Annotated in this window: 16 protein-coding genes; 4 read left to right on the top strand and 12 right to left on the bottom strand. The window is 31.7% G+C overall.

Translation table 11 applies throughout. The annotated features are described in order from the left end of the window. Nucleotides 1-152: 152 nt before the first annotated feature. Nucleotides 153-674: a DUF308 domain-containing protein gene (locus AB1J10_RS01990; RefSeq protein ID WP_070038127.1), complete on the top strand. Its 522-nt coding sequence runs from the start codon at nt 153-155 to the stop codon at nt 672-674. A gap of 406 nt (nt 675-1,080) precedes the next feature. On the opposite strand, the gene AB1J10_RS01985 is transcribed toward AB1J10_RS01990, so the two are convergent. The 10 genes from AB1J10_RS01985 to AB1J10_RS01940 all read right to left on the bottom strand — a co-directional run bounded on the left by AB1J10_RS01985 (nt 1,081) and on the right by AB1J10_RS01940 (nt 11,037). After that, nucleotides 1,081-2,340 (bottom strand): aminoacyltransferase, encoded by a 1,260-nt coding sequence (locus AB1J10_RS01985; protein ID WP_070038125.1) that lies wholly within the window; start codon nt 2,338-2,340, stop codon nt 1,081-1,083. A gap of 32 nt (nt 2,341-2,372) precedes the next feature. Beyond that, nucleotides 2,373-3,632: an aminoacyltransferase gene (locus tag AB1J10_RS01980; RefSeq protein WP_046208312.1), complete on the bottom strand. Its 1,260-nt coding sequence runs from the start codon at nt 3,630-3,632 to the stop codon at nt 2,373-2,375. A gap of 292 nt (nt 3,633-3,924) precedes the next feature. Continuing rightward, on the bottom strand, nt 3,925-4,584 hold the full coding sequence (locus AB1J10_RS01975) for a type 1 glutamine amidotransferase domain-containing protein (protein ID WP_070038123.1): 660 nt from the start codon (nt 4,582-4,584) through the stop codon (nt 3,925-3,927). A 132-nt stretch (nt 4,585-4,716) separates the two neighbouring features. Then, on the bottom strand, nt 4,717-5,448 hold the full coding sequence (gene trpA, locus AB1J10_RS01970; RefSeq protein ID WP_070038120.1) for a tryptophan synthase subunit alpha: 732 nt from the start codon (nt 5,446-5,448) through the stop codon (nt 4,717-4,719). After that, nucleotides 5,441-6,655 (bottom strand): tryptophan synthase subunit beta, encoded by a 1,215-nt coding sequence (gene trpB, locus AB1J10_RS01965; protein WP_046208315.1) that lies wholly within the window; start codon nt 6,653-6,655, stop codon nt 5,441-5,443. The genes trpA and trpB overlap by 8 nt, the downstream gene beginning before the upstream one ends. A 2-nt stretch (nt 6,656-6,657) precedes the next feature. Then, a complete protein-coding gene (locus tag AB1J10_RS01960) occupies nt 6,658-7,287 on the bottom strand; it encodes a phosphoribosylanthranilate isomerase (RefSeq protein WP_070038117.1) in 630 nt (209 codons plus the stop codon). Continuing rightward, nucleotides 7,284-8,066, bottom strand: a complete 783-nt coding sequence (gene trpC / locus AB1J10_RS01955; RefSeq protein ID WP_064208984.1) for an indole-3-glycerol phosphate synthase TrpC — start codon at nt 8,064-8,066, stop codon at nt 7,284-7,286. Before trpC ends, AB1J10_RS01960 begins: the two co-directional genes overlap by 4 nt. Beyond that, the gene (trpD, locus tag AB1J10_RS01950; protein ID WP_107360294.1) at nt 8,050-9,066 is read right to left on the bottom strand and encodes an anthranilate phosphoribosyltransferase; all 1,017 of its coding nucleotides are present in this window, start codon (nt 9,064-9,066) and stop codon (nt 8,050-8,052) included. The genes trpC and trpD overlap by 17 nt, the downstream gene beginning before the upstream one ends. Continuing rightward, nucleotides 9,035-9,631: an anthranilate synthase component II gene (locus AB1J10_RS01945; RefSeq protein WP_070038111.1), complete on the bottom strand. Its 597-nt coding sequence runs from the start codon at nt 9,629-9,631 to the stop codon at nt 9,035-9,037. The genes trpD and AB1J10_RS01945 overlap by 32 nt, the downstream gene beginning before the upstream one ends. Beyond that, complete coding sequence (locus AB1J10_RS01940; RefSeq protein ID WP_046208320.1) at nt 9,628-11,037, bottom strand: anthranilate synthase component I; 1,410 nt, start codon at nt 11,035-11,037, stop codon at nt 9,628-9,630. Before AB1J10_RS01940 ends, AB1J10_RS01945 begins: the two co-directional genes overlap by 4 nt. Before the next feature lie 717 nt (nt 11,038-11,754). Here AB1J10_RS01940 and AB1J10_RS01935 point away from each other — a divergent pair. Beyond that, entirely contained in the window at nt 11,755-12,846 is a 1,092-nt protein-coding gene (locus AB1J10_RS01935; RefSeq protein ID WP_070038108.1) for a prephenate dehydrogenase, read from the top strand. 298 nt (nt 12,847-13,144) lie between these two features. On the opposite strand, the gene panD is transcribed toward AB1J10_RS01935, so the two are convergent. Beyond that, nucleotides 13,145-13,528 carry an aspartate 1-decarboxylase gene (panD, locus tag AB1J10_RS01930; RefSeq protein WP_046208322.1) on the bottom strand — a complete coding sequence of 128 codons (384 nt, stop codon included), beginning with the start codon at nt 13,526-13,528 and terminating at the stop codon, nt 13,145-13,147. Between the two features lie 136 nt (nt 13,529-13,664). Here panD and AB1J10_RS01925 point away from each other — a divergent pair, with 136 nt between their 5' ends. Further along, complete coding sequence (locus AB1J10_RS01925) at nt 13,665-14,528, top strand: oxidoreductase (RefSeq protein ID WP_369003009.1); 864 nt, start codon at nt 13,665-13,667, stop codon at nt 14,526-14,528. 293 nt (nt 14,529-14,821) lie between these two features. Here AB1J10_RS01925 and AB1J10_RS01920 read toward each other — a convergent pair whose 3' ends face one another. Further along, the gene (locus tag AB1J10_RS01920) at nt 14,822-16,093 is read right to left on the bottom strand and encodes a Y-family DNA polymerase (protein WP_070038103.1); all 1,272 of its coding nucleotides are present in this window, start codon (nt 16,091-16,093) and stop codon (nt 14,822-14,824) included. Between the two features lie 147 nt (nt 16,094-16,240). Here AB1J10_RS01920 and AB1J10_RS01915 point away from each other — a divergent pair, with 147 nt between their 5' ends. Continuing rightward, the gene (locus tag AB1J10_RS01915; RefSeq protein WP_046208325.1) at nt 16,241-16,429 is read left to right on the top strand and encodes a 2-hydroxymuconate tautomerase; all 189 of its coding nucleotides are present in this window, start codon (nt 16,241-16,243) and stop codon (nt 16,427-16,429) included. Nucleotides 16,430-16,708 lie beyond the last annotated feature (279 nt).

Genomic DNA, 16,708 nt, shown 5'->3' with positions numbered 1-16,708 from the left:
CTATATCTTATACATTGGACCTAAATATTGATTAAATCAAACAAAACAGATTACTTTGTTATTCGTTTTTGTTAACATAACATTATTATGATTTACCAAAGTGTTGAATTCTTTCATTACGGGTAAATGTTATTAAGATTGGAGTGTAAAACATGCAACAAAAAACGGGAATTAGATGGTCCAGTTTATTAATTGGTGTTTTCTTCTTGATTATAGGTGTTTTTATCATTAGTTTTCCTGAAGAAAATTTATTTGCTATTACTTGGCTAATAGGTATTTTATTCGTTATTAACGGTTTCATTGAAATTTTTGTGAGACGCATTATGAAACAAGCTACGCAAAAGGGTTCAAATTTGCTGATTGTCTTAGGTATTATCAACATCATCATCGGCATGCTTATATTATTTAATGTAGTAACAAGTACGACATTTATTGTTTACTTATTTGCTATATGGTTTATTATTAATGCAGTTTTAAATTTGTTTACAATTACACCCGCAGAAGGTTCAAACAAACGATTTCATATGGTATCTATCTTATTAAATATTATAGAAATTATATTGGGTGTAATATTATTATTTAATCCATTGATCGCTGCTGTTATTATCGCTGTATTTATGAGCGCAGTTTTCTTTATTATTGGAATAACTTATCTCATAGACGCCTTACGTTAATTTATTCTTTTAAAAACGTATTTAAAATGTAAATGTATAGTAAGCACATTTTAAAATTATAATAAATTAATAATATAATATAAGAATTTACTATTTCAATTATAGAATAAAATAATATTGCGCTTCTTATGAGTGAGTTATATACTAAAAATGTGGAAACAACCAGAATAGACATCGCATGATTATCCACATAAAAGGAGTTGGCAGAAATCTAATTTTCAGCCGCGGCAAAAATGACTAGAATTGAAAAATTATTAGGGTTTATCAGAGCTTCAGTTCAGTCATCTATTGCCAAAATAAAATGAGGTTCGGCGAATACATTATGTCGCTGCCTTTTTTGAACATAAGAAAGCATACTGGCTTAGGGCTTATATACCAGTATGCTTTCTTTTTTATTTTTTATTTTTTATTTTTTAATTTTTTTCCTAATATTGTTAAGCGTATTGAATAACTTATATTTTGTTTTTTTGATTGGTTTATAAAAATCACCAATTAATTCTTCGATTTGTACACCGAAACCACGCTTAAATCGGTAAACACCATAGTCTTCACTATTTTCAGTGAAGTCACCAGATAAGCCATAGAAATTATAACGACCATATCCGTGATCAAAACAATAATTAATCATAAACCAATGCATCATATATGGCCCCATATATTGATTGTATTTCTCAGATGACCCACCTGAGAAGTAATTCACTTCATATGCATTAGCAAAATATACGCCTGCTGCAAGATTTAAGATTGAGCCATCTGTCTGTCTTAATTCACTCGCATGTAATAATTCTTTTTTATCATGTTCAATTTGTTTATCGATTTCAGCAATTTTTTTCAATTGCTTGTCAGATTTATTCTCATTTTGCATCATTTGATCTCTACGTGCTTCTTTTTCATTAATACTTTCTTGTGTATGCGTAACATATTCATCTAAATCAATATAAGCTAGAGGAATCAAAGCTTTATCCCCATAATTATCTATGAAATTATAGAAATATTCATCCGTTTTGGATACAAAACCAGCACGTTTTTCAGTTTCACGATAAAGTGATAAAAAGATATCAAATTCTTCTCTTTCTAAAAATCTTACTCTCACGCCGAAATTAATAGCTTTATTTATATTTCGTTTTCTTTGACTATCAAACTGTTTTTTTAATGACACAGGTGTTTTACCATCTAAATTAAGCACACCCATCCATCTAACCTGACTTGATGTATCATATTCTGTTGTAAACCCATGATGCGTATATCCATGAGATTTAAATAAATTAACAAGCGCATCATTTTCTTGATGATCAGCCATTGGATGAATATCTTTATCATAAATTTGGTATATCCAATAAGGATCCATTTTTACATATAAGCAATTTTGTTTTTGAAGATAAGTATCTAATTCACGTAAATAGAAATCAACTAAACCTAAATCTTTATAATCCATGACTGGACCACGGTTTGAATAATAAACATAGCTTCCCATAGTTGGGATTTTAGAGAAAAGACTAGCTGCGATAACTTGATTATCATCATCTTTTAAGCCTAATAAAACAACTTGAAAACCATCTTCTTCTCTAGTAGCTATATTTTCTTTTACTTGAAAGTAATGACTCTCTAATGCTGGATTTTGTACAAAATTGTCAAATTCTTTGACAGTTAACTCTGTAAATTTCATTATAGCTAGTTCCTTTCTAAATATAATACGTATTACTTTTTATCTTTTAATCCCTTTAACATTGTATAAATTTTGTACATTGGCTTATTGATTGGTTTTATAAAATCACCAACATATTCAACTACATCAGCGTTGAATCCTTTTTTAAACTTCACAACACCTGCATCTTCTGCTTCTTCCGAAAAATCACCACTAATGCCATAGAAGTTATATCTATCGATATTATTATCGATTGCATAATTAATCATTTTCCATTGTATTGCATAGCTTCCTGCAAAATGTCTAAACTCGTTAGATGTTCCTCCCGCATAATACACTACTTCGTATGGATTGACGATAAAGAATGCTGCTGAAATTGGTAATTCATTACCGTGTTGTTCTTGTAATGATTTAGCTTCATCAATCTTTTGTTGATTTGCAATAAGTTGTTTTTCTAAATTTTCTTTTTTATTATATGCTTTTTTATTTTCTGGACGTTTTTCTATATCTTTAAGCGCTTTGTTAATATCTTTACTTAACACTTCACGCTCTGACTTGAGTTCATCGATGTATGCTTCAAAATCCATATAAGCTAATGGCACTAATACACGATTCTTATAATACTTCAGTCTATTGTAATAGAAGCTGTCTTCTCTATCATCAAAATCTTTCGATTCTGAAGTATCTTCCATAAACGAACGGAAAATTGGTAATTCATCTTCGCCTAAGAATCTGACTTTCACACCATTTTTTTGAACTTTTTTTGTATTACGTTTACGCAAACTATCCATATCATTTAGGACATCTTTTGCTGTCTTATCTTTTAAATCTAAAACAGAGTGGAATCTTATTTGAATAATTGGATCAAAACCAGTTAAAAACCCTTGATGTTTATATCCAAGTTGCTTCATTTTATCGAAAATCCAATCATGACCAGCATTTTCTAATACATCTCCATCATGATTTCGATATTGATATGCAAGGTATGGATCTACTCTTAAATACAATGCATTATGTTTTTTCACATATTTAGCTAATTCATTGAAAAAATAATGGACAAGTTCTTTATTTTCGAAATCAATCACCGGTCCACGATTTGTATAAAAATATTTGAATATTTTCATAACCGGTACAGCAGTTAATAAGCAGGCTGCTATAACTTCATTTTCATTATTTTTCACGCCTACCAAATGCGTTTCTGTACCTTCTGCAATTTTCAACTCATAATTCCCTACCATTTGTGTAAAATGACTGTTGGGCATATGGTCAACAAATGCACCAAACTCTTTTGCAGTTAAATTCGTAAATTTCATTTTATATACTCCTATTTGTCTATAGTACTTTATTTCGAGTTTAAACTTTAATCTTAATTATTATACAATATTCAATTATAAAACTAAATCGATACCCTAGTTAGAATTACTAAATGCTACAATTTACTTATAATTTATGTGTTGCTTTATTATAGCATTACTTTTATTTTAACAAAGAATAACTATTTAAACACAAATCTTAATTAAATTATGAAAAAATAAAAACTACTAACAAGTTTTATACTTGTTAGCAGTTTAGGTTATCTAAAATCACCTGGTTTTTAAAGACTAGCTATTTTAAGGCATCTTTTAGTGCTTCACCGATTGCTACACTAGATTGAGGATTTTGGCCAGTGATGAATTGGTTATCTGTTTCAACATGTTCTGTGAAGTTATCTTTTGGAACAAATTTAGCGCCTTGTTGCTCTAACTCTGTTTGCGTTAAAAATGGCACTTTATTTTCTAGTCTCATCGTACGCTCTTCATTATCTGTAAAGGATGTTAAAGTAACACCTTCTACAAGATATTTACCATTTTTGTCTTTTGCACCGACAAATGCACTTGGACCATGACATACAGAACTGATAAATTTGCCTTCATCTTTAAAATCAGACAATATATTCGTTAATTTTTGATTATGCGCGAAATCAAATACTGTACCGTGACCTCCTGGTAGGTATACTGCATCATATTCTGAAACATTAATGTGATCTATATTTGGCACATCACTAATTTTTTCTACAAATTGTGCGTATTTCGTTAATTCATCATTTTGAGTTGAATTTGGATCTAAAGGAATTTCTCCACCCTCAATTGAAACGATATCTACGTCGATACCTGCTTCCGTTAAAATATGATGCGGTTCACTTGCTTCCTCTAACCATAATCCTGTTGGTGTACCGTCTTCATATTGTGCTCTACTTGTTATAATAAATAAAACTTTTTTATTCACGATTGTCACCTCTTCATTTATTTAGGTTTTTATCTACTTGAACTCAGTTAGAATTCAATTCTGTGTTTCGATATTGACTATCTATTTCAAACAATACCCACCTAAAATAAACTTTACACATCAACCGTTAATTTATACATCATCTAACGCTGTTCTAATAGATTTTAGATATGCGATTGTTGATGCATTTTGATCTTGTTCAAACCGTTTAACAATTTCACTACCGATGACTACGCCATCAGCTACTTCGCTAATATCATTAACATGAGCTTTAGTTCGGATACCAAAACCTGCCACTACAGGTACATGCGCTTTGTTTTTAATTTTTTCAATTTTTCGTTTCAGCTCTGGATGGAACTTTCCATTTTCTCCTGTTGTCGCATTCATTGTAACTGTGTAGATAAACCCTTCCGCATTTTCAGCAATTTGATTGATGCGTTCATCAGATGTTGTCATAGCAACTAATGAAATAATATTAACTTTACGGTGAGGATGTCTATTTTTTAATTGTTGGACAAGTTCATGTGGCAAATCAGGTATTATTAAGCCATATACACCAGCTTTCTCACATGCGTCAAAAAAAGCGTCTTCTCCATAATGATTAATGATATTGATATACGTCATAAGTACATATTGACTGTTTATAGCATCACGATGTGCAATCAGTTCATCAAAAATATATGTGATATTCACACCTTGTTGTATGGCTTTATTACCGGCTTCCATAATCACTGGTCCATCAGCTACTGGATCTGAAAATGGCACCCCTATTTCAATAATATCCGCGCCTGAGTCACTTAATATTTTCATGTTTTCAATAAAATTTTTGTTCCCCATGATATAGGGAATAAATAATTTATGCATTACTTTCCCCACCTTGTCTCATGTAATTTCTAATTGTTTCCATATCTTTATCACCGCGCCCTGACACAGTAACAACAATGATTTGATCTTTATCCATAGATGGTGCTAACGCTTCTACAAAACTAAGTGCGTGTGCACTTTCTATCGCAGGTATAATACCTTCTGCCTGAGTGAATTTCACTAAGGCATCCATAGCTTGTTTATCGCTAGCAGTTGCATATTTAACTCTACCTATATCATGATAATATGAATGTTCCGGTCCTACACCCGGATAATCTAACCCAGCTGAAATTGAATGTGCTAATTCTATCTGTCCATTTTCATCTTGTATTAAATACATTTTCGTACCATGTAAAATACCTTCTTGTCCTTTATTTATTGCGAGTGCATGTTTGTCACTGTCAATGCCCTCACCTGCTGCTTCAACACCATATAGCGCCACATCATCTTGAATAAATGGGTAAAATGTACCAATTGCATTTGAACCTCCACCTACGCATGCAACCATCGCATCTGGTAAACGTCCTTCCTTAACTTTGATTTGATCTTTGATTTCATTACCTATAACTTTTTGGAAATCTCTCACGATAGTTGGAAATGGATCTGGACCTAAAGCAGACCCTAATAAATAATGTGTATCGTCTACATGACTCACCCAATATTGTAGTGCCTTATTAACTGCATCAGATAACGTCCCCTGACCTTCCGTTACGGGTTCAACTTTTGCACCAAGTAATTCCATTCTAAATACATTTAATTCTTGTCTTTTGATATCTTCTTCACCCATAAACACTACGAGTTCCATATCAAACAATGCCGCTGCTGTCGCACTAGCAACACCATGCTGCCCTGCACCTGTTTCTGCAACTAATTTATTTTTGCCCATTCTTTTAGCTAAAAGTGCTTGACCCAAGGCGTTATTAATTTTGTGAGCACCGGTATGATTTAAATCTTCTCTTTTTAAATATATTTTTGCGCCACCTAGCGCTTTTGTATATGATGCTGCATATGTTAACGGTGTCTCTCTTCCCACATAATCTTTTAAATAATTATTCAGTTCATTCTGAAACTCAGGATCTATTTTAGCTTCTCCATAAGCTTGTTTAAGTTCTTGAATTGCTGGCATTAACGTTTCAGGGACATATTGCCCACCAAAATCACCAAAAAATCCAAATTCATCTGCTTCTGTCTGTATGTTTTTAACCATATTTAATTAACTCCTTTTACAAGTTCTATGATTGCTTGCATTTTATTGCTATCTTTTATACCATTTGTTTCGATACCACTTGCAATATCATAACCATTGTGATTTAAATTAAGTTTACTTATACTTTGAATATTTTTATAATTCATTCCACCAGCTATTAAAAAATCTACATTTTTTATATCTTTTAAGATTCCCCAATCATAGGATTGGCCAGTACCACCGTAAGCAATTGAAGGTGTATCAATTATAAATTGATCAACAAAATCTTTATAATATTGTATGTCTTTTGCTAATGTATTTGCATTTTTTGCAGGCAAAGCTTTAATAATTTTTATATTACTTTTTTTCTGACGTATAAAATGGATAGTTTCTAAATTTTCTGTTCCATGTAATTGAATGGTAGTAATATTTGTATTATCTATGAGATGACTGATTGTTTGATGATCTGGATTTACTACAATTACTACTTTGTCTTTATCTTTTGGTATTAAATTTGCAAATGCCTGTATCTCATCAATTTCCACATAACGTTTACTGTTGGGATAATGAATAAAACCTATTGCATCAATATTTAAATCTTTTGCTTTATATACATCTTCAAGTGTTTTAAAACCACAAAATTTCAACTTCATCCTTTCACCTTATCTAACTTAAGACTTGGTAAAAACTGACTTAAATCATCGCATTTCATTAAAGATTCACCAATAAGCAAACCATCAATACCTGCGTTTACAATGTTTAATACATCTTGTTGATTACGTATGCCACTCTCAGAAATATAATAATAACCTGCTTTTTTATTTTCTAAAATTTCATTGGTATGCAAAACATCTGTTACAAATCGTTTTAAATCTCTATTGTTTACACCAATAATTTTGGGATTCAACTTGTAAGCACGTGCCAACTCTTGTTTATCATGAACTTCTACTAAAACTTCTAAATTTTTTGAAGTCGCGTAATCATATAATTCTTTCAACTGCTTGTCGGTTAATACATTTACAATGAGTAAAATAATAGACGCCCCTGCTTTTTTGGCAACATCAATTTGAATAGGATCAACTACAAAATCTTTACACAATACAGGTAAATCTGTGACCTGTGTCAATGTTTGTAATCGTTCGTAACTTCCGCCAAAATAATGTTCGTCTGTTAAAATTGAAACTGCATTAGCACCAAATGCTTCATACGCCCTAACTTGTTGTGTTAAATCTCTTCCTGGAAGTTCAGATAATGTCGGACTTTTTGATTTTATCTCAGCAATTACTGATAATTGATCAGCTTGTGATAACTGTGATTCAAACGTTTGTTTATGCGTGATGTCTATTTGCTTAAGGTCAGATAATTTTTTTGTATAATAACCGCTTTGTAACAATTCCTTTTTATAAGCTACGATTTCATCCAATATAGTCATACGTTTTGCCTCCCATTTTGTTGTATTGTTTGAGCGCATCTCCATTTTTAATCAGCATCTTTGCTTTATGAACACCTTCTTGAATGGTGGTAGCTTTTTCAGAAACATATAAGGCAATGCCTGCGTTCAATAGCACCACATCTCTTTTCGCGCTTTGATCTTTACCATTTAATATTTGTTTTGTGATTTCTAAATTTTCCTGGGGAGTTCCTCCTATTAAATCTGCATTTGGGGCATAATCTAATCCTACATCTGTCGCATTAATAGTATAAGATTTAATATATTTATCTTTCGTTACTTCATATAGTGTGTTTTCCCCGGATAATGTAGCTTCATCCATACCATTGGCCCCATGTAAGACGATTGCTCTCTTTCTACCTAAATCAGCTAATGTTTGAGCAATTTTATTTAACTGTGAAGATTCATAGACACCCATCACTTGATAATCTAATTTGAACGGATTAATGAGTGGTCCAGTAACGTTAAAAATAGTTGGATTACTAATGGCTTTCCTTAACGGTTGAATATGTTTCATAATTGGATATGTTTCAGTCGCATTTAAAAAAACAAGCCCTTGTGCTTTTAAATGCGTTTCTGTTTCCTCAACATTTCGCGTTGGAATACACATTGCATTTAATAAATCGGTACTCCCTGAAGCTGACGTAACACTTCTATTACCATGTTTAATCACTGGAACACCTGCACTAGCCAATACAAAAGATACTGTTGTTGAAATATTAAAGCTATTAGATTTATCTCCACCAGTCCCACAAACGCACATACTATTAGGATAAGTTGGTTGTTCAGGGTACATAGATCCTATTAAACTTTTCGACATATATGTTAATTCTGCTTGACTCGGTTCTCTCTCTGAAAAGGCTTCTAACAGTTCTCTTTTAGTATCGATTTCTAATTGATCCGTGATCAATAATTCTATAAATTCATTCATTTGTGCTTGATCAAGTGGTTTATACTGTTTTATATGATTTTGTAGACTCAATATAATTGGCCTCCTCTACTATATTTAAAAAGTTACTTATGATTGCTTCCCCATATTCTGTCGCAAAAGATTCTGGGTGATATTGAATACCAAAATGTAAATAATTAATATGTTCAAATGATTGAATACTATCTTTTGTTTGAGCAGTTATTTTTAGTGTATCTGGTAACGTTTTTGGGTCACTAATCAATGAGTGGTACCTCATTATTTCAGAATATTCTGTAATATTTCGATATAGTTTAGACTCACTTACAATCTGCATTGTATCTTTTTTTCCGTGACATATTTTTTTACTCTGGATAACATCTCCACCGTGGTAACATGTCAATGCTTGTGATCCCAGACATACGCCTAATATCGGTTTATGTTTATAATGTTCAATAATATTGACTAAATGGTTAGTATCTAGCGGATGTCCAGGGCCAGGTGATATAACCAAACCATCTATTTCTAAATCAAATATATCTGCATCGTCTGGATATTTAATAATTACATCAGAAGTCTTTCCTACAATATCGACTAAGTTATACGTAAAAGAATCGTAATTATCCACTACTAATATCATGGTGTAACCTCCAATAAACTTTTGGCTTTTAATTTTGTTTCTTCTAATTCTTTTTCAGGTATTGAATCATAGACGACACCACATCCTGCTTCTACATTGATATACGTTTCATCAATCATCATTGTACGAATCGCTAAGGCAAAATCTAGGTCATGATTACAGTTGATATATCCTATACCACCACTGTATACACCTCTTTTTTGAGGTTGTGCTTCATATATTCTTTGTATCGCTCTTAATTTAGGTGCGCCGGATACGGTACCCGTTGGTAATAAACTTGCGATTACAGTCATCGGTGAATAATTTGATTTCAGCTTTCCTGTTACCTCACTCACAATATGCATCACATGTTCATAGCGTTCTATTGACATTAATTTTTCAATTTTAGAACTAGCAATTTCACTTACTCTATGAATATCATTTCTGCCTAAATCAACAAGCATGCTATGTTCGCTTATCTCTTTTTCATCGCTGATTAACTGTTTTTCATTTTCAAGATCTTCTTTGTCAGTCGCGCCCCGTTTTATTGTTCCAGCTATTGGGTTTGTTACTACATTTTGTCCTTTCACTTTGACAAAACTTTCAGGCGAACTACCTACAATAATTGGTTCATCAAAATTCAAATAATACATATAAGGACTTGGGTTTTGTCTCTTTAAATTTTGATAAAGCTGATAAGATAATTGTTGTAAATTCATTCCAAAATCATGTTTGTACTTATATATAATTGAAGGTACAACTTGAAACATATCTCCTTGTTGTATCAGCGATTTCATTTCGCTAACAGTTTTTTTAAATTGATCAGGAGCAATATTTGACTCAATTGCTTTTGCTTTTGTGTCATTTTTTATAGGTGCAGGATATATATTTACGTCTTGTAACTCATCAACATGACGTTTGACACGGCGTGCTAATTGTTCTTCACTTTCATTTGAAAACAAGTTTGTGGATATAACATATAGATGCTCTTTGTAATGATCAAATACATATACATCCTCTACCATGTAAAATTTAGCATCGTGTTGTTTATGGTCAGCTAAATCGATTTGCTTTAATACAGGAAATTCATGTCTTACCAAGTCAAAACTACACGATCCAACAAATCCCGATACAAACGGTAATTGTGCTAAATCTTCATCTTCTATTTCTGCTTTATATTGATCTATAAAAGCTTTCAACTTTTCATATGGTGCTTCGTTTTCTATTTCATTTTGCCTATCATTGTATTGAATGACCATATTTTCATTATCTAAAGTCACGGCGCCGTACACATCAAATATTACAATTGAATAGCGTCCTTTTACTTTAGATTGTTCTGTACTTTCCAATACTATTTTTCGTTTTTTCAATCTTGCCAATGCTTCTGGTGTTACTTCAGCATTTATCCTTTGATATTGTACTTTCATTTTTATTCCTCCTCATAAAAAAATCAGCATCCTTAAATATTAATTAAGGACGCTGATGCGCGGTACCACCTAAATTAGTAGACATTATCAGTTTCATCTACTCACTCATTTAATTATTCAATTTTAATCCAACAAAACCCAATTTCAGTATGTGTAGGTGTTAGTTTTCATCTACCACTAACTTTCTGCTTGCTACCATTCACAACTTACTACATTTTGTTTTTTATAAAAAAACACCACACTAACGCATGCTGTAAGGACGCGTTACCGTGGTGCCACCTTAGTTAACAATTTCATTGCTCACTTTAAATGCTATTATATTATCCTCACGTTTAAAAGCCCAATTCACAATATATGTTGTGCTAATTTTCATCTGCCATTAGCTTTCTACTTGCTACAAATCATATACGTTACTTTATCTTTCAAACGGCAACTATCGTTGCAAAATGAATTAACTAGAATAATACAAGTATCATTTAATTTTGTCAACTCTTATTTTAAATTTCTTCAATTTATTTAAAGTTAATTAGTGACTAACCTTTTTAAATATATAACCTTTGTTTTAGTTAAATCGTTTCGAATCAAAAGTGTTTTAAAATCGTGTCCTTATATGTTAATTCTGTTTATGAAATAGAAATTGAAACACGTATTGCGAATTAACTTCACCTACTATACAATGTTACTATTCTGAAAATTTTGATAGAGGTGGTCAGCAAAATGAAACAAATACTTTTTGTAGGTTTAGGCTTAATTGGTGGTAGTCTGGCCAGTAATTTAAGATATTATCACAATGACATTGAAATTACTGCATATGATGCAGATCGCTCTCAACTAGAAAAGGCTTTATCTATTGGAATTATTGATTATCAATCTAGTGATTATAAAGCCTGTGTAGAAAATGCAGATATTATTATTTATGCCACGCCTGTGCAACAAACAATCAAATATTTACATGCACTACCAAACTATCAAACGAAGCCTAATGTCATCGTTACTGATACTGGCAGTACTAAATTGACAATTTTGCAATATGAACAATATCTTTTAAATCACAATATCCACTTAATTGGTGGTCACCCAATGGCAGGTAGCCATAAGTCCGGTGTGCTCAATGCAAAGAAACATTTATTTGAAAATGCTTTTTATGTTTTAGTTCACGATGAACCTGCAAATGATAAAGCTTTTGATGAAATACGTTTATTACTTAGTACAACAAATGCTAAATTTATTGCTACCAATCCAAAAGAACATGATTTTGTAACAGGCATTGTTAGTCATGTCCCTCATATCATTGCATCGAGTCTCGTGCATTTAAATGCAAACCATGCGTCTCACTCTTCACTTGTTAAGACACTTGCTGCTGGAGGTTTTAGAGATATTACAAGAATTGCAAGTGGCAGTCCAATTATGTGGCGTGATATTACCATTGAAAATAAAAATACCATCGTTGATATATTAAAAGAATGGAAGTCACAAATGGAAGATGTCATCACGCTCGTTGAAGAAAATAAACCGGAGGCGTTATATGATTTTTATAATGACGCAAAAGTATATAGAGATGAATTGCCACTTAAATCACAAGGTGCACTGTCTATAGAGTATGATCTTTATGTAGATATTCCTGACAAACCAGGTATGATCAGCCAAGTAACACACATCTTAAGTTTACATAATATTTCTATAAGCAACTTAAGAATATTAGAAGTTCGTGAAGATATTTATGGTGCATTAAGAATTAGCTTCAAAAATCCTGAAGACCGAAAAAAAGGCGCTGAAGCATTAAGCGACTTTGATACTTATATTGAATAGACTTTATCTTATCTTTATAATTTAATAACTTCATTGTGATTGTGTTAAGTAATTGCTAAATTTAATTTTTCTTTGCACAAACGCAAATCTTGAAAAAACATTTAAGTCAGTTACTTATTTAAATGCTGTTAAATATTAATTAGTTCAATGTCAAAATAAAAACGTTTTAGTATATGACCAAATATGAGCCTAGCGCAAGTTTTATTAGAAAACATGCGCTAGGCTCATATCATTTAGTTCTTTTGTCGATTGCATTTGAATTAAAACTATCCAATATATCAAACGCTGTGCTACATATTTAATTTATCAATTTCCCTTCTTCTTCTTGTATCATCTCTATAATTTCATTATCTTCATTCATAAGTGCAACTTTTGGACTATGATTTAATGCTTCTTCTGCTGTAACTTGTACATAAGACATGATAATAATAATATCATTTACTTGAACAAGCCTAGCAGCTGCACCATTTAGGCATATTTTTCCACTATTACGTTCTCCTTCAATCACATAGGTTTCTAATCTTTCTCCATTGTTATTATTCACAATTGCAACTTTCTCATTTGGTAATATATCTACCGCATCTAAAATATTGCGATCTATCGTGATACTTCCTACATAATTAAGATTAGCTTCTGTTACACGTGCACGATGTATTTTTCCATTCATCATAGTTTTTATCATTTGTTTTATACTCCTGTTCAAAAAATTAATTTTACATTTTTAGTTGATTAACACTTTATTATTTATTACTATCATAAGCATATCTATTATAATTTTATTTTCTAAATAAACGGAGGTCAACTATAAATGAAAAAAAATAGGTATTATTGGTCCTGGCGCTGTCGGTAGTTGTATCACAGTTCAACTTTTAGCAACAGAACATAAAGTCTATTTAATTGGTAGACGTAATGCGTGCATTACCTATCAAGATCCTTCGAAAAATGTAAATATGACACTTAATGTTGTTACAGCATCGGACATTACCGAACCATTAGATATTATATTCATCGCTGTTAAAATCCCACACTTAGATGGATTATATAAACAAATTAACCATTTAACTCAAGATACTACTATTGTTATATTAGCTCAAAATGGATATGGACAACACTTTAAGCTCCCCTTCCCAAATATGTATCAAGCTGTAACTTATATTAGTGGTCAAAAGACTGATCAACACGTGATTCACTTTAGAGATGAGATACTTCACTTACAACGAGATGATAACACAGAGTCATTGAAAAAAACATTAGCTTCAAGTGGACTTTCACTTGTGTTACATAAAAACATTGAAGTGGAAATATGGTATAAACTATTAGTAAATCTAGCAATCAATACAGTTACTGCGCTTGGAATACAGCCTGCTTCTATACTCAAACAACCTCATATTTATTCGCTATGTGTATCACTATTAAAAGAAGGTTATATAATAGCTAAACACTCTGGTATTAAATTTTCTGAGGATGTTATTGATGAAATAATGACAATTTATCAAGGTTATCCAGATGATATGGGAACAAGCATGTATTATGATGTACTTGCAAATACTCCATTAGAAATCGATGGAATACAAGGTTTTCTATATCGACAAGCGCGAAAGTATAAATTAACGACACCGCACCTAGATACGATTTATGCTTTATTATTATCTAGACATCATGTTTTTTCAAATAATTCATAGTAAGCATGTGCACCCTATTATTTTATACATGCTTCTTATGCTGATATTATATTTACAGTTTGGTGGGTGTGTGTTTATTTTATCCTTACGTAGTATAGACAAGACAATTCGTTAATGATGTTATAGATATATGATTTAAATTGTGTCGTTAAACGCTCACTCAATTTGATTTAATAATTATTTTTGGAACGGGCCGCCCCATATAAGCTTATTTAAAATGATACCCGTTCCACATATTGATAATGAAGTTAATTTATAACTACTTTAAATCTTTAGTTTATCATTATTCCTTTTCACATTTTATGGCCGGCCATAAGCCCTAAACGCCCATGTTTTGTACCTGCGTCTGTATAAGAGATTGCTTTAGATACGATACCCTTACCAAATTTTTGATGTAACGCGTCAATCGTTTTGGCCAATTTTTCATTTCTTTTTCTTTCGTATTCATCTATAAATAAATTCAATTGTGTATTTCGCTCATCTATAAACTGTGTGAGTGAAATGCTCACCGTTCTATATAACATTGTTGAATCACATAGTTTGTCAGCTAAAGATTCAACTACCTTGAAAATCGTACCTTCTAAATTAGTTGGATCCTCTAATGTGTATTGCTTATGCACCCCTCCATGATCACTATAACCAAATGAAAAATGTATCGTCTTAGCTAATTTATTTCTTGCTCTAACACGACTCGCTACATCCTCAATTAACTCCTGCATCACTACTTTAGCTTCCTCATAACGATAATCACGCATCAATATTTGACTTTTACAAATCGAGGGATTAACTACACTATACTTGTCTCTTATTCTACTTTGATCAATACCATTCGCATGCAAGTGTAAATCCACACCTACTGTACCAAAATCCCTTTTTAAATATTGATATGGATAACGCGCTAGATCTCCTATAGTAAAAATACCGCGTTTATTCATTTTTGCTTCTGTTTTTTTACTAATTCCCCAAAATTTACTCAATGGTGAAACAGGCCAAAGTTTGTGTGGCACATCTTGATATCTCCATTCAGCAATAAAACTATTAGTATGTTTTGCTTCTATATCCATTGCAACTTTACTCAATAACATATTTGAACCAATTCCTATTGAACAATGTATACCAGTTTCTTCTAGAATTTCATATTGTAGCTTTTTGCAAAAAGATTGAATTGTACTACTAAATCTGTGATAACTATTTGTTACATCCATAAAGAACTCATCAATGCTATATTGATGTAAGTCTTCCGGAGCGACATAGCGTAAAGCAATTTTAGAGATTGCTACTGAAACTTCCAAATATTTTCTCATGCTTGGATTGATAATATATATATCATTTCTATGAGGAATTTCGAATAATCTCGATCCTGTTTTAATACCTATAGCTTTTAGTGGACCCGTAGCAGCTAATACAACTGATCCCTGTCTCTTAGTATCTGCAACAACTGCTAACTTTTCTTTCATTGGATCTAGCCCTTTTTGTATACAAGAAACACTTGCAAAAAAACTTTTCTGATCAATACACAATATATCTCTTTCCTCTAGCAGATTGTAATCATAAAATTCATACATATGACATTCCTCCCCTAATCACTTATATTATACAAGAACAAATGTTCTATTTCAACTTAAATAAGAACGTTTGTTCTTATCATTATTTTTATAATTTTGTGAATTTTCATGCTATAATATATAAAAATAGCTTAAGGAGGAATTTAAATGCCAATAGTAAATGTAAAATTGTTAGAAGGTCGCTCTGATGAACAACTAAAAAATTTAGTCACAGAAGTTACTAATGCAGTAGAGAAAACAACAGGCGCAAACAAAGAAGCTATACAAGTTGTAATAGAAGAAATGAAAACTTCTCATTATGGCGTTGCAGGAATTAGAAAATCAGATCAACAATAATTTACATACGAACATAAACATCAATATCTATTGCATCATATAGATATTGATGTTTTTTTACTTTTGCCAAATCTAACTATACATGAATGGTATGCTTAGAGAAACGTATCATGTGTAGGCATATAAAACTGTTTCAACTACATCACTTAAAGCAATTGGGTCATTTGCTGACACCCGAGGAAACAAATATGCAAAAGAGGCTATGGGCACGAATCATATTCCTAGGCAAACTGCACAATCAAAATCGCAACATTCAAATAAATAAGGACTAATCCATTG

The sequence above is a fragment of the Staphylococcus cohnii species complex 1663 genome (genome assembly GCF_041008415.1).
Lineage (GTDB): Bacteria > Bacillota > Bacilli > Staphylococcales > Staphylococcaceae > Staphylococcus > Staphylococcus ureilyticus.
The sequence above is the reverse complement of the archived record's forward strand: the minus strand, read 5'-3'. Positions and strand labels throughout refer to the sequence as shown.